General features: G+C 55.0%; 11 protein-coding genes, 1 other RNA gene and 2 riboswitches. Of the genes, 5 read left to right on the forward strand and 7 right to left on the reverse strand.

Annotation, left to right across the window (positions count from 1 at the left end):
• Window position 1: 1 nt before the first annotated feature.
• Complete coding sequence (locus tag MOY_RS05385) at window positions 2-2,620, forward strand: EAL domain-containing protein (protein ID WP_009097350.1); 2,619 nt, start codon at window positions 2-4, stop codon at window positions 2,618-2,620.
• Window positions 2,621-2,681: 61 nt separating this feature from the next.
• Here the strand turns inward: MOY_RS05385 and nhaD are convergent, their stop codons facing one another.
• Together nhaD and MOY_RS05395 are read right to left on the reverse strand one after the other, a co-directional pair.
• Window positions 2,682-4,160, reverse strand: a complete 1,479-nt coding sequence (gene nhaD / locus MOY_RS05390) for a sodium:proton antiporter NhaD (protein ID WP_009097354.1) — start codon at window positions 4,158-4,160, stop codon at window positions 2,682-2,684.
• Between the two features lie 215 nt (window positions 4,161-4,375).
• Window positions 4,376-5,344: a LysR family transcriptional regulator gene (locus tag MOY_RS05395; RefSeq protein WP_009097356.1), complete on the reverse strand. Its 969-nt coding sequence runs from the start codon at window positions 5,342-5,344 to the stop codon at window positions 4,376-4,378.
• Between the two features lie 142 nt (window positions 5,345-5,486).
• Here MOY_RS05395 and MOY_RS05400 point away from each other — a divergent pair, with 142 nt between their 5' ends.
• Complete coding sequence (locus tag MOY_RS05400) at window positions 5,487-6,428, forward strand: sodium-dependent bicarbonate transport family permease (RefSeq protein ID WP_009097358.1); 942 nt, start codon at window positions 5,487-5,489, stop codon at window positions 6,426-6,428.
• Window positions 6,429-6,519: 91 nt separating this feature from the next.
• Window positions 6,520-6,631: riboswitch (TPP riboswitch) on the forward strand.
• An 81-nt stretch (window positions 6,632-6,712) separates the two neighbouring features.
• Window positions 6,713-8,158, forward strand: a complete 1,446-nt coding sequence (locus MOY_RS05405; protein WP_009097359.1) for a sodium:solute symporter family protein — start codon at window positions 6,713-6,715, stop codon at window positions 8,156-8,158.
• 45 nt (window positions 8,159-8,203) lie between these two features.
• Here MOY_RS05405 and MOY_RS05410 read toward each other — a convergent pair whose 3' ends face one another.
• From MOY_RS05410 to smpB, 4 genes are all read right to left on the reverse strand, one after another.
• Window positions 8,204-9,484 carry an LLM class flavin-dependent oxidoreductase gene (locus MOY_RS05410; RefSeq protein WP_009097361.1) on the reverse strand — a complete coding sequence of 427 codons (1,281 nt, stop codon included), beginning with the start codon at window positions 9,482-9,484 and terminating at the stop codon, window positions 8,204-8,206.
• A gap of 11 nt (window positions 9,485-9,495) precedes the next feature.
• Window positions 9,496-10,278 carry a 3-oxoacyl-ACP reductase gene (locus MOY_RS05415; protein ID WP_009097363.1) on the reverse strand — a complete coding sequence of 261 codons (783 nt, stop codon included), beginning with the start codon at window positions 10,276-10,278 and terminating at the stop codon, window positions 9,496-9,498.
• 47 nt (window positions 10,279-10,325) lie between these two features.
• A riboswitch (TPP riboswitch) is annotated at window positions 10,326-10,426 on the reverse strand.
• A gap of 177 nt (window positions 10,427-10,603) precedes the next feature.
• Window positions 10,604-10,984, reverse strand: a transfer-messenger RNA (tmRNA) gene (ssrA, locus tag MOY_RS16870).
• 45 nt (window positions 10,985-11,029) lie between these two features.
• Complete coding sequence (gene smpB, locus MOY_RS05420; RefSeq protein ID WP_009097365.1) at window positions 11,030-11,521, reverse strand: SsrA-binding protein SmpB; 492 nt, start codon at window positions 11,519-11,521, stop codon at window positions 11,030-11,032.
• A gap of 126 nt (window positions 11,522-11,647) precedes the next feature.
• Between smpB and MOY_RS05425 the strand changes: the two genes are divergently transcribed.
• The gene (locus MOY_RS05425) at window positions 11,648-12,082 is read left to right on the forward strand and encodes a type II toxin-antitoxin system RatA family toxin (RefSeq protein ID WP_009097367.1); all 435 of its coding nucleotides are present in this window, start codon (window positions 11,648-11,650) and stop codon (window positions 12,080-12,082) included.
• Window positions 12,072-12,383 (forward strand): RnfH family protein, encoded by a 312-nt coding sequence (locus tag MOY_RS05430; RefSeq protein ID WP_009097369.1) that lies wholly within the window; start codon window positions 12,072-12,074, stop codon window positions 12,381-12,383. The genes MOY_RS05425 and MOY_RS05430 overlap by 11 nt, the downstream gene beginning before the upstream one ends.
• Before the next feature lie 2 nt (window positions 12,384-12,385).
• Here the strand turns inward: MOY_RS05430 and bamE are convergent, their stop codons facing one another.
• The gene (gene bamE / locus MOY_RS05435) at window positions 12,386-12,856 is read right to left on the reverse strand and encodes an outer membrane protein assembly factor BamE (RefSeq protein WP_035540188.1); all 471 of its coding nucleotides are present in this window, start codon (window positions 12,854-12,856) and stop codon (window positions 12,386-12,388) included.
• Window positions 12,857-12,864 lie beyond the last annotated feature (8 nt).

Genomic DNA, 12,864 nt, shown 5'->3' on the forward strand with positions numbered 1-12,864 from the left:
GATGATCTCGCGCACGCGAAAACCACTCGGCGTCCGCTTTTCGCCTACTGAGAGCGAGGCTCGGTGTTCCCCCCTCCGCTGGCTTACCGGCGCTATGCTGGTCAGCATGTGGCTATGGGCCCCTTCATCGTTGGCGAGTGAAGCGCTACTTGTTGGGGTCTACCACAATCCACCGAAGTTATTTGCTGACAACCAAGGCCAGCTGCGGGGGGTATTGGGTGAGTTGCTAGAAGCGATTGCTGAGGAGCAGCAATGGCATTTAGAGAGCCTAAGCTGTGAATTTTCACACTGCCTAACGCTGCTAGAGCAGGGCGAGATTGACCTGCTGCCTGATGTTGCGTGGAGTGAGGAACGCGCCCAGCGCTTTGCTTTCCATAAAGAACCGGTGATGCACAGCTGGTCACTGCTCTATCAGCGTGAAGAAATGAGTGTTGAGGCAATTTTGGATCTGGCCCAAATGCGCGTGGCGGTGGTTGAGAATGCCATACAGCAACAGTATTTAGCGGCCGTTACCGAGCGTTTTAGTGTGCCGGTAACGTGGGTGTTGGTTAACAGTTTTTCAGAGGGCTTTGAAGCCGTTGCAAGTGATGAGGCTGATCTGGTGGCGTCTAATCACTTATATGGTGATTGGCGTGCTCGTGAATATGGCCTGCGAGAGACGCCGATTATTTTCCAGCCCGCACAGTTATTTTATGCAGCCTCTTATCAAGTCTCTGATAGCGTACTAGAGCGTATTGATACAACGCTCAGAGCCTGGAAACAGGATAGTAATTCTGTCTATTTTGATACGTTACGCGCTTGGCGCGTTTCCACCCCGCCTCCCCCTTTAGTTCCCCTTTGGCTGTGGTGGGGGGTTGGCCTGCTGACGCTTTTCTTGATGCTGGCCTTGGGCTGCAATGTGCTGCTAAAAAGACGGGTAGTGGCTAACCGTGAGCAGCTCGTTACTCATGAAGCGCTATTGGCGACTATTTTGGATAGTGTCGATGCGCATATTTACATCAAGTCACCCTCCTTGAAGTACCGCTTTGTTAACCGACAAGTTAGCGAGCTGTTTGGCTTGCCTGCCGAGAAAATCATCGGCCAGTGCGATGAGGCTTTTTTTGATGCAGCAAGCGCCGCAGAAATGCATCAAGTTGACCGTCAGGTATTAGCGTCGGGCAAAAAAACGACGCTGGAAGAGCACAGCTTGCTCAAGGGTGAAGAGCGGGTACGTACGTTTTTATCCATAAAAATGCCCCTTGTGATGCGTAAAGGGGAGGCGCCTTGCTTATGCGGTATTTCAACCGAGCTGACAGAATACTTGGAGATGCAGTCGCGCACTCATCATTTAGCCTTTTACGACGCTTTAACGGGATTGCCAAATCGGCGCCTCTTGATGGATTCGTTAGCATTAGTGACGGAACAAGATGATGACGTGTCGACATTCAGTGCCGTGCTGATTATTGACCTTGATAACTTCCGGCTTATCAATGATATCCAGGGTCATGAGAGCGGTGATCAGCTGTTGATTAACGTTGCAGTGCAGCTGCAGGAGTCGCTTTATAAAGTCATCCAGGAAGCGACTGTTGCGCGGGTAAGTAGCGATGAGTTTGTCGTGTTGTTAAATGCGCTAGGGGAAGAGCCCGAGGTGGCTGGGCTGAGCGCTGAGCGTGTCGCGTGCCAACTGCTTGAAGCTGTTTCCCAACTGCACAACGACCGATCGCTACCGATTAGCGCAAGCATTGGTATTACGCTATTTAAAGGGACAGAGCACAGCATGAATAGCGTATTGCAGCAGGCGGATATAGCGCTTCAGCAGGCCAAAGCAGCGGGCGGCAATAACCTCTGTTTCTTTAATCGGGATATGCAAACCAGCGTACTGGAGCGCGCCAGTTTAGAAGGTGACCTGAACCAAGCAATGGCGCGTAACGAATTGGCGCTTCACTATCAAGTGCAGGTTGACCATCGCAGCGTGACGGTCGGAGTAGAGGCGCTGCTTCGCTGGTACCACCCGCAGCGCGGCTGGGTGTCTCCCGGGACCTTCATTCCTTTGGCCGAAGAGAATGGCCTAATTTTACCCATTGGCTACTGGGTACTTAAATCCGCCTGCGAGCAGCTGGCGAAGTGGGCTTTCCAGCCCGCCTATTCATCGTTGACGATTTCGGTCAACGTCAGTTCAGTGCAGTTCCAACACCCTGAGTTTGTGCGGGATTTAGAGGCGTTATTAGCTGAAACTCAGGCGCCGCCAAACCGTTTGATATTGGAAGTAACCGAGAGCCTGCTCATGCGGGAGCCGACCAGAGTTCGCAATACCATGCTTAAGCTGCGTGCCCAGGGCATTCGCTTTGCGTTGGATGATTTTGGTACGGGCTACTCGTCGTTGAGTTACTTAAAGCGCTTGCCACTTGATGAGCTCAAAGTCGATCAGTCGTTTATTCGTGAGCTGCTGACCGACAAAACCGATGCTGCGATTGTGGATACGACGATTCTTCTGGCAGCAAGCCTGGGCCTAACCGTGGTGGCCGAAGGGGTCGAGAAGAAAGAGCAGTTGGAATGGCTGCGGGGGCATGGGTGTTACCGCTACCAGGGGTACCTGCTGGGCAGACCAACGCCAATCGAGTATTTATTTGAAGCTTACTAAAACGCCCGCGCAGCGCTTGTAGGCGCTTGGCGCGGGCATTAGGTGTTATGGCGGTTATTTATTAATTAAAGACAGTAAAGCTGTCGGCGTTAAGCCACAGATGCACGAGGATACTGGCGATGTAACCGAGAAAAATAACCGGTGCCCAGCGCAGGTGGCCCATAAAGGTGTAAGCGCCGCGGGCTTGGCCCATAACGGCCACTCCTGCTGCTGAGCCAATAGAGAGTAAGCTGCCGCCTACGCCTGCGGTTAACGTGATCAATAGCCAGTGGCCGTGGGACATCTCTGGCTGCATGGTGAGTACGGCAAACATCACCGGAATGTTATCCACCACCGCCGATACGACCCCCAGCACTATATTTGCCCAGGTAGCATCCCAGCCTGTGTAAAGCGCTTCGGAAAGCAACCCAAGGTAGCCCATGAAGCCAAGACCGCCTACGCACATCACCACCCCATAGAAGAACAGCAGTGTATCCCACTCAGCGCGTGCCACGCGGTTAAACACATCGAACGGCACCACGCCGCCTAGCTGCTCAAGTTTTTTATTGTCGCCGCGCCGGCTATAGCGTTCACGTTTGCGCTCCAGTGATTGAGGTAGCGTGCGGCGCAGGTAATAGCCGAAAAACTGTAGGTAGCCAAGCCCGGTCATCATGCCGAGTACCGGCGGGAGATGCAGCAGCGTATGGCACAACACAGCGGTGGTAATGGTCAGCAGGAACAGCGCGATAATTCGCCGTGCACCGCGCTTTAGCCATACATCCTCATAGACGCTGCTGGGCTTCTCGTCTTTGATAAAGGCGCTCATGATGACGGCAGGAATCAGGAAATTGACCAGAGAGGGCAAGAAGAGCACAAAGAACTCTTGGAAAGCGACCATACCTGCCTGCCACACCATCAGCGTGGTGATGTCCCCGAATGGGCTAAAGGCCCCGCCGGCATTGGCGGCCACCACAACGTTAATACAGGCAAGATTAATAAAGCGCTTATCACCTTCAGCCACTTTGGTGATGACAGCACACATGAGTAGCGCCGTGGTTAGGTTATCGGCAATGGGAGATAGCACAAAGGCGAGGCCACCCGTTAGCCAGAACAGCTGGCGGTAGCTAAAGCCTTTACGCAGCATCCACGAACGCAGCGCATCGAATACCCGGCGCTCTTCCATGGCGTTGATATAGGTCATCGCTACTAGCAGGAACAGCATTAGCTCGGTGAACTCCAAAAGGGTCACACGGAACGCATGTTCTGACGTTTCCGACATGCCATTTTGGACGTACACCCAGCCAATGAGTCCCCAAATGATACCGGCTGCTACCAGTACAGGCTTGGACTTGCGCATGTGGATTTTCTCTTCAGCCATAACTAACGCGTAGGCCAAAACGAAAACTGCGACTGCAAAGAAGCCGATAACAGACGTGGTTAAATCAATATCTCCGGTGACAGCAAAAGCCGCAGGGCTTATACCGAGTAGTAAAGCTGCAAACAGAAAAAGCCAGCGGCGAGAAACTCGCGGCTGGCTGGGGTCTTGCTGCAACATCAACATGATGGGCTTTATCCTAATAAAGATTAGAAGGGGAGAGGGTTAATCGCGGCTAGTTTATCAATCCGTGTTGCATTGCAATACGGAATAAAAACGAATGAAAACCGCTAATAAGGCAGGTATTACGTCTTTTTTTAGAAACTAATTATTTTGCTAATAAAAAACATAAGATTTTGTTGAAGTAGCTATCGCTGATATTTGCCGGAGCTCGCTAGTGACTAGTGACAGCGACTATGCTCATGCTCTCTGTGAAGCAGCGCATCCAGCTCATTGCATATGAAGCGTGGCTCGATCCACTGGGCAAGATGTGCGTTGACATAGTGAAGAAAGCGCTGGGCGGATTGGGGAAGCCGCTGGTCATTGCGGACAATCATCTGCCAGTGGCTTTCAATGGGTAAGCCTTCTACCGGAAGAATCGATATCTCGGGATGCTCGCTTGGCAGTACATGCTCTGATAGCACCGCGACCCCCATGCGCGCCGCCACGCCAACGCGAATCGCTTCATTGCTGGCCATTTGCAGGGTTTTCTTCATGGTTAGCCCATGCTCTTGTAGCCAACTTTCCAGTAGCATACGCGTGGCTGACCCCGGTTCGCGCAGCAACAAGCGCTCATTAAGCAGCTGCTCCATGGTGATTGATGAGTGCTGTGTAAGGGGGTGGCCAGCGGCAGCGATGGCCACCAGCGGGTTGCGCATAAAGCGTGCTGCCACGGCATGGGCAAGAGCAGGCGGATGGCTAAATACATAAAGGTCGTCTTCTTGACGCTCAAAGCGTGCCAACACTTGGCGGCGGTTGCCAATATGTACCGTTACGTCCACCTCAGGAAACGCCTGGCTAAACGGGCCGAGTAAGCGTGGCAATACATATTGGGCGGTATTCACCAGGGCAATACTAAAGCGCCCCTTGCTGCCTTGCTGAAAATCACTGAGTTGATCTGCAAAGTCATCAAAACGGCCTAAGACATCCCGGCTTGCCTGATAAAGCGCCTGCCCGGTGGCCGTCATGGTAAGCCCTTGTAGATGATGCTCCAGTAGTGGGCTACCGACTGCCTCGCTTAGCCGCTTTAGCTGTTGGGAGACCGTCGGCTGGGTGAGGTGCAGCTGTCTTGCGGCTTCGCTGATCGATCCGCAGCGCACGACAGTGACATAGACTTGCAGTAGTCTAAATGTCAGTTGGCGAATGTTCATGGCTCTAGGCGCTCCTGAGGTGCCCTTTGGTTACGCCAGCTAGTATAGATGATTATCTATGACTGTCTTTCAAGTTATTATTAGTTGTCATCCGTAAATCCACGCAAAATGCAGCCTCTTTTAACCCTGTGGAGCGTCAGCGATGCCAGATATTGTGGTGATGTTTTTCTTACTGGGGCTTATAGCAGGGGCGGTGAAGTCAGACCTGCAGGTACCCAAAGCCACCTACGACACGTTAAGCCTGCTGTTAATGCTGACCATCGGCTTAAAGGGCGGTATGGCGCTGCACGGGAATATTCATTGGGGATTGGTACCCGAGCTATTAGGCGTTGCGCTACTCTCTGCTTTAACGCCGCTGCTGCTAATGCCGGTGCTGCGGCGCTGGGTACGCCTTTCCCCGGCGGACAGCGCTAGTATCGCCGCCCACTACGGCTCGGTCAGTGCGGGAACGTTTGCGGTGGCGCTGGCCTATGTGGAGGCGCGGCAGCTGGCCGTGGGCAGTGAAGTCACACTCTATTTAGTGGCCATGGAGCTGCCTGCCATTATGGTGGCGATTGCGCTATTTAGGCGCCATCAAGGCGCGGCGGTAAAAGAAAGTACTCGTAAGCTGTGGCATGAGACGCTCACCAACCGTGGCGTGATTTTGCTGACAGGCGGTGTGGTCATTGGAACGCTCTACGGGCCCTTCCAAGGGGAAGAAGTCACTGCGCTGTTCACGGGGGCGTTCAAGGGGGTGTTGGCGCTGTTCTTGTTGGAAATGGGGTTAACCGCTGCGCAAACTTTGCGGCCAATGCCCTGGCATCACTGGCGCTTGGTGACCTTCGCCCTCATCACGCCGCTGCTGCTATCCATGCTGGGCATTCTCATGGGCACGGCATTGGGACTCCCGGTCGGCTCGGTGGTCATTCTGGCGGCACTTGCTGCCAGCGCTTCTTATATTGCTGCTCCCGCTGCGATGCGCGCGGCCATACCCCAGGCCAATATCGGCCTAGCGATGCTCGCCTCACTGGGGATTACCTTTCCGCTCAATGTCATGCTGGGCATACCGCTTTACCACATGCTTATCGAGTTATGGTTGAGTTAGCGTCCGATAAGCTAGACGTTGCTGAGTCGGTTACTGAGAGGTGCCCGTGGGCATCCTCAATTGACAGCGCCCGTCTCAGCACCTAGGGTAGCTGCTGTCCTAGGGGAGCCTGCACTGGCTGAGACTCCACCGCCATTTGGCGTTGGTAACCCTTAGAACCTGATCCGGGTCATGCCGGCGAAGGGAAGGATGTAGCCTAACAATACTCCCTCTTTGCTTTCGCCTGCCTGCCGTGCGCCCACTGCACAGCCCGGTCTAACAACAGGCAAAGAGGACCCGCTTTCATGATGCTTGACCCTATCTGGACTGGCCTGTGGCTGTCGCTATGTGCCGTTGCGCTAGCTGTGCCAGGCCTGCTTTATGCCCGCCGTCATCGCGATAATCTTGAAGACTACATTATCGCCCGCAATAGCCAGAATACCCGTGCCACGGTGCTTACGCTGGTCGCGACCACGCTAGGTACCTGGATTCTGTTTGGCCCCGCCCAGGCCGCTACCTGGGGTGGCATTGGTGCCGTGCTAGGCTATGCGTTTGGTTCGATGGTGCCCAGGCTAGTGATGATCCCTCTTGGCCGACGCATGCGCGAGCTGATCCCTGAAGGCCATGGCTTGACGGAGTTCGTTATCCACCGTTATGGCCGCACCATGTACGCATTCACGCTCGTGATTATGCTGTTTTACCTCTTTATTTTGTTGGCCGCTGGGCTAACCGCTGTTGCCCGTATGGTGGGTCTGCTGGCCCCTATTCCGCTGTGGGTAACGGCCAGTGTGGTGATGGTCGCCACGTTGATTTATACCTTTTACGGCGGCCTGCGCGCATCCATTTACACGGATAAGTTACAGATGGTGGTGATTATGCCACTGCTAGGGCTGCTGCTGGTGTTTGGCTGGCAGGCTGCCGGTGGCGTTGCGCCAACGCTTGCAGGGCTTGCCGAGAGTGCGCCACAGCTCCTGCAGGTGAGCGATATAGGCGGTATACGCGCAGGGTTAACGTTCTTTCTTGCCGTAGCGCTTACCGGACTCTTTTATCAAGGTACGTGGCAGCGTATTTACGCGGCGAAAGATACCAAGGTGCTGCGCCGAGGCTTCTGGATTAGTGGTGTATGCAGCTTCATCGTGGTGGCCCTGATGGGGCTATTTGGGTTGGCCTTTGTAGGGCTGGGGCTTGAAGGTGACGGCTCTGTGGCGCTGTTTAGCGTGCTATTGGCGGATGTGCCGTTATGGTTCGCTTTAGCGCTGGTGCCGTTGGGCCTCGCGTTGGTGATGAGTAGCGCGGACTCCACCATTAGCGCAACGTCGAGTATTATTGCTGTGGATATGGGGCGGTTACTCCCCAACGCCAGCAGTGCTTCATTGATGAGTATGTCACGCTGGTTGATTGTATTGGCTGCCATCCCGGTTACCTGGGTCGCCTCCCAGGGGTACAGCGTGCTTTATCTATTTTTGCTCGCTGATTTGCTCTGCTCAGCCGCTGCATTCCCGGTGTTTTTTGGGCTTTTCTATCGTCGTTACACGGGCCTTAACGCGGTTATCAGTACCGCGCTGGGGCTTGTGGCGGGATTGGCAATGTTCCCTGCACCCGGAGCGAGTACGGCAACCTTATTGGAGTCTTTCCTACTAGCGGCGCTGGTGCCCGTGGCGGTGTCGTTACTGCTCTTACGTGTCCTGCCGTCACGCCCAGCGTATGATTTTGGCTTGTTGCACACGGCAGTGCGCCGCTTTAGGGGGTGAATGCCGGGCAGTCGATATAGCGCTAATATGTCCGCCCTGCATCGCTTACGCTGTCGGGCGGGCCAGCCCCAAATGGTCACGCAGGGTGTTACCCGTGTACTCACGGCGGAATAGCCCACGCGCCTGCAGCAGTGGAACGACCTGCTCAATAAAGTCCTCAATACTACCCGGTAGTGTCGGCGGCATCAGGTTGAAGCCGTCTGCGCCACCGCCTTCTACCCAGCGCTGCATCTCATCCGCAATCTGTTCGGGTGTGCCCACCATGGTGCAGTGGCCACCGCCGGCCGCTAACCTGCCTAATAGCTGGCGTAGTGTCGGGGATTCGCTTTCGATAATGCGCAAAATGGTGGCATAGCGCCCTTTAGGGCCAGCAAAATCCTCTAAGGGTGGTAGCTTAGGCAGCGGTGCATCCAGTTCCCAGTGGCGGCAATCCTGACCGATAAATTGGCTTAGCTGATGCAGCGAATCTTCGGTGGGTAACCGCTCATCCAGTTCACGCTGCTTTGCCTTTGCGGCGGCCTCGGTGGGCGCTACATACGTGACCAGCCCAGGCATAATCGCCACTGGCGCGCGGCCAGCCGCCCGCACGCGGGCCTGAATGTCTTGGGAGTAGGCTTGCGCCGAGGGGAGGTCGTAGGCCACCGCATAAATCGCTTCTGCATAGCGCGCTGCCAAGTTGCGCCCCGGTTCAGACGCCCCCGCTTGAAACAGCACAGGATGCCCTTGGGGTGGGCGCGGTACGGTTAGCGGGCCATCGACCAAAAAGTGTTCGCCATGGTGCTCAATAGGCCGCACTTTGCGTGGGTCAGCATACTGGCCCGCTCGGTCGCAGCGTAACGCATCGTCGGACCATGAATCCCAGAGCGCTAACACCGTTTGCGCAAACTCTTCAGCGCGGTCGTAGCGCACCTGCTGAGGAGGCATGGCCTCAAAGCCATGGTTGCGCGCTTCGCTATCAAACATCGAGGTGACTAAGTTCCACCCCATGCGGCCGTTAGAAATATGATCTAACGAAGCGAGCATTCGCGCCGCATGAAACGGGCTAAAAAACGTGCTGGATATCGTCGAAATCAAGCCGATGTGCTCGGTGGCGCGGGCCATAGCGGATAGCGCCGTCAACGGTTCTAAAAACCACTGCGGCCCTCCGCTCACGTTGCCTGCGGCATGGCCATCGGCAAAAAAGACGGCGTCTAATTTTCCACGCTCAGCGGTGCGTGCCAGCGACTCATAATAGCCAATGTCACCCATGCGCTCGGCAGCAGAACCCGGTTCGCGCCACGCGGCTTTGTGATGCCCGCAGCCCATGATGAAAAGATTGAGATGCATCGGTGTTGTCATTAGTTTTTAACCAACCCGCCATCGACCACCAAGTTTTGGCCGGTGACAGCCCGACTCCAAGGCGATGCGAAAAACAGCGCTGCATCTGCAAACTCTTCCGGAGTAGTGACGCGGCGCAGCGGGGTGTTGGCAGCGATGAGGTCGAACACCGCTTCAGGCGTAGCTGCTGAGGCATCGGTGGTGCGCAGCAGCCCGCCCGAGAGCATATTCACCGTAATACCGTCAGGCCCCAGGTCGTTGGAAAGCGTGCGGGTGAGCGACAGCAGCGCCGCCTTGGCAGCGGTGTAATCGTGGTAAGGCACGACCGGATTCTGGAAGAGGTTAGTGCCAATATTGATAATCCGCCCACCACCCTGTTCGCGCATGCCCGGCAGCGCCGCCTGAATGGTGTTGAGCGCGCCGCGTGCCACGCCCTGCAGCTGCTGGTCGAGGTTTTCCCAGGTGAGTGTATCTGGAGATGGGCGGGCGTCGCCGTTAAATGAAAAATCCGGCAGGGCGTTGTTAATCAGCGTGGTTATCGGCATCCCAAAATGTGCTTGCGCGGTGGTGAACATCGCCTTCACGGCGGCAGGGTCACGCACGTCGGCTTGTATTGCCAGCGCGCGCTCAGGGGCGTGTGCCGCCACGGCATTTGCCGCGTCAGTGCTGTTTAAGTAGTTGACGATAACCCGTGCGCCCTGGGCTAAAAACGCGTGCGCTAGGCACGCGCCTAGGCCACGGCTAGCGCCGGTGATCAACACAAGTTGCTGGGAAAGCGGGAGTGCGGTGGGTGTTGTTGGCATTATGGTATTTCCCTCGTAAAGGCGAGGGATGCATACCGGCCCATGGCAGGGCATTAGTGTGACATCCCTTCGCCGGTATGAACTGGATCAGGTTCAGCGGGTCTTATCTCAGCCCTGGCGTAACGCCAGGACACCCCGTGTCGTTTGTTGAAGGTATCCTAACTGATAATCCTGCTCGATTCATATAACAGGGCGCATCGCGCTCTTTTTAGGCTATGCGGGAAGAGGCATAGACGAATTAGCTACCCACGTTAAATGGAAATCGCTTTAGTGATTGTTCGGGCACAAAAAAAGCACCCGTAGGTGCTTGATTTGTATAGTAAGGTGGTGGAGGCGGCGGGAATTGAACCCGCGTCCGCCAGCACTCGCCTATTGGCTCTACATGCTTAGATTCCGTCATTTGTTTTAACGCAACTGACTCCGACGGTCAGGATTCAGTCACGCGAGCCCTCTAAAGTTTAACGGTTGGAGAGAAGACACCACCAACCGCGGTCCTATCAGCTTTAGCTCGTATCCCCTCAGTGATGAATAGGCACATCACCTTGGGGCCAGACAAGAAGCTAACAGTGTTTAAGCTGCTAGCGCGCCTTGAGCGTAGTTTTCGTCATTTGCGACTATTTGATTGTGATGTGGGATTTACGAGATACATCACGCTCTCGGCATGCACCGCAAGGGTTGTCACCGGCGTCGAAACCATGTCGCCCCCTTATTACAAGTGAGCATTCTAACGTGCTCGCTGCTAATTGACCAGTTAAGCCTTGTTATGTTCCCGCATGATTCGCCCTTTTTGACGGCTCCAGTCGCGATCTTTTTCAGTTGCGCGCTTGTCATGCAGCTGTTTACCTGTCACCAACGCCAGCTCACACTTTACTTTATTGCGCTTCCAATAAAGCTTGAGCGGCACACAGGTATGGCCTTTATCCTGGGTGATCGAAAAGATTTTGGCGATCTCTTTACGATGTAGCAGCAGTTTTCGCGTGCGCGTAGGGTCGGCAATCTCGTGGGTGCTTGCCGTATTCAGTGGCATGATATGGCTACCCAGCAGAAATGCTTCTCCGTTGCGTACCAGGATATAGGTATCCGTCAGCTGCGCCTTACCGGCGCGCAAGCTCTTTACTTCCCAGCCAGCAAGCACCAAACCGGCTTCAAGCACCTCGTTGATGTGGTACTCAAACCGCGCCTTCTTGTTTTGGGCAATTACGCTGCTGCTGGGGCCCTTGCTCTTACCTTTCTTAGTGGCCATGGAACCTCATCGTTGATCTGTCGGTAGCGCCCCCATTCGTTATAGGGGGATGCGTGATACCATTCAAGGTCTGAAAAATGTTTCCCATGATACGCTTTGGGCACTGTGAAGTCAGCGGAGAGGTCAATGCCAACCGTTAATCGTACCGCCTTGGTGCGGCACACCCCCCAGCAAATGTTCGATTTAGTCAATGATTTCGAACGCTATCCCGAATTTTTGCCGGGGTGTCGCCGCGCGCGCTTGCTTGAGCGCGATGATGTTCACTTAATCGGCGAAATGACCTTAGGGCGCGCCGGGGTTGAACAAACTATTACCACCCGTAACAATCTCTTTGCGCCCGAGCGGATAGAAATGTCGTTAGTGAAAGGCCCCTTCAAGCGGCTCACAGGTCGCTGGCTGTTTATCCCCATGGGGGAAGATGCCTGCAAGGTTAGCCTAGAAATGGATTTTGAGTTTAGCAATCGGCTGTTGGGCATGGCGTTTGGCAAACTTTTTCAGCAAATTGCTGGACAGCTGGTAGACGCTTTCACTAAACGTGCTGACGAGCTGTATGGACGCTGATGCGTTTACCGTGGAGGTCGCCTTTGGGTTGCCTCATAAGCAGCGTCTAGTGGCCGTTAGGGTGCCTCAGGGTACAACGGCGCGCCAGGCAGTGGCACTCGCCGATTTACCGAGCCTGTTTCCTGAGCTGCCTAGCACTACCTTTGAACAGGCGCCGCTGGGTATTTTTGGCAAAGCGCTGCGTCAGCCTGAAAAGGAAGTCCTGCGCGCGGGCGACCGTGTGGAGGTTTACCGCCCGCTGCAGGTTGATCCCAAAGCCGCAAGGCTTGAGCGCGCAAAGCGCCAAGCCAAGGGCCAGTAATATTACTCGGTCATAATCACCGGCTGCGGGTTGGGGGCGTTCTCAGGGGTGGGTGCTTGCTGAGTAGGCGTAGGTAGCGCGTCTAGCGGGTCGGATCCTTCTACCGCTGGGCCTACGCCGCTATCGGTGCTGATGGGAAGGTTACCCGAGAAGTTGCCTTGCTGATCAATACTGACCAAGCGCCCTGCGTTATCAAAGGTAAGGGTAACGCGGCGCTGCTCGACGCCGCTGTAGGCTTTGTCGAGGCGGTAAACGTAGTCCCACTGTTGTGAGTCGAAGGGCGCTTCCAATAGCGGACGACCCATGACGTAGGTTACCTGCTCCTGGGTCATGCCTGGTTGGAGCTGGCTAACCATCTCTTGGGTGACCAGGTTGCCCTGGGGAATGTCGCGCTTGTAAACGCCAACGTAGCTGCAGCCACTAACAACGGCTAGGGCAACGGAAAGGGTAATGATACGAGTCAATTTTTGCATTTGAGCCT

The organism is Halomonas sp. GFAJ-1 (assembly GCF_000236625.2).
GTDB lineage: Bacteria > Pseudomonadota > Gammaproteobacteria > Pseudomonadales > Halomonadaceae > Vreelandella.

Excerpts from the sequence above, each read along its gene's own strand:
- MOY_RS05410 (WP_009097361.1), bottom strand. The coding sequence starts at position 9,484 with ATGCATCTCAATCTTTTCATCATGGGCTGCGGGCATCACAAAGCCGCG.
- MOY_RS05430 (WP_009097369.1), top strand. The coding sequence starts at position 12,072 with ATGGACGCTGATGCGTTTACCGTGGAGGTCGCCTTTGGGTTGCCTCAT.
- nhaD (WP_009097354.1), bottom strand. The coding sequence starts at position 4,160 with ATGTTGATGTTGCAGCAAGACCCCAGCCAGCCGCGAGTTTCTCGCCGC.
- MOY_RS05400 (WP_009097358.1), top strand. The coding sequence starts at position 5,487 with ATGCCAGATATTGTGGTGATGTTTTTCTTACTGGGGCTTATAGCAGGG.
- bamE (WP_035540188.1), bottom strand. The coding sequence starts at position 12,856 with ATGCAAAAATTGACTCGTATCATTACCCTTTCCGTTGCCCTAGCCGTT.
- smpB (WP_009097365.1), bottom strand. The coding sequence starts at position 11,521 with ATGGCCACTAAGAAAGGTAAGAGCAAGGGCCCCAGCAGCAGCGTAATT.
- MOY_RS05425 (WP_009097367.1), top strand. The coding sequence starts at position 11,648 with ATGCCAACCGTTAATCGTACCGCCTTGGTGCGGCACACCCCCCAGCAA.
- MOY_RS05395 (WP_009097356.1), bottom strand. The coding sequence starts at position 5,344 with ATGAACATTCGCCAACTGACATTTAGACTACTGCAAGTCTATGTCACT.
- MOY_RS05385 (WP_009097350.1), top strand. The coding sequence starts at position 2 with ATGATCTCGCGCACGCGAAAACCACTCGGCGTCCGCTTTTCGCCTACT.
- MOY_RS05405 (WP_009097359.1), top strand. The coding sequence starts at position 6,713 with ATGATGCTTGACCCTATCTGGACTGGCCTGTGGCTGTCGCTATGTGCC.
- MOY_RS05415 (WP_009097363.1), bottom strand. The coding sequence starts at position 10,278 with ATGCCAACAACACCCACCGCACTCCCGCTTTCCCAGCAACTTGTGTTG.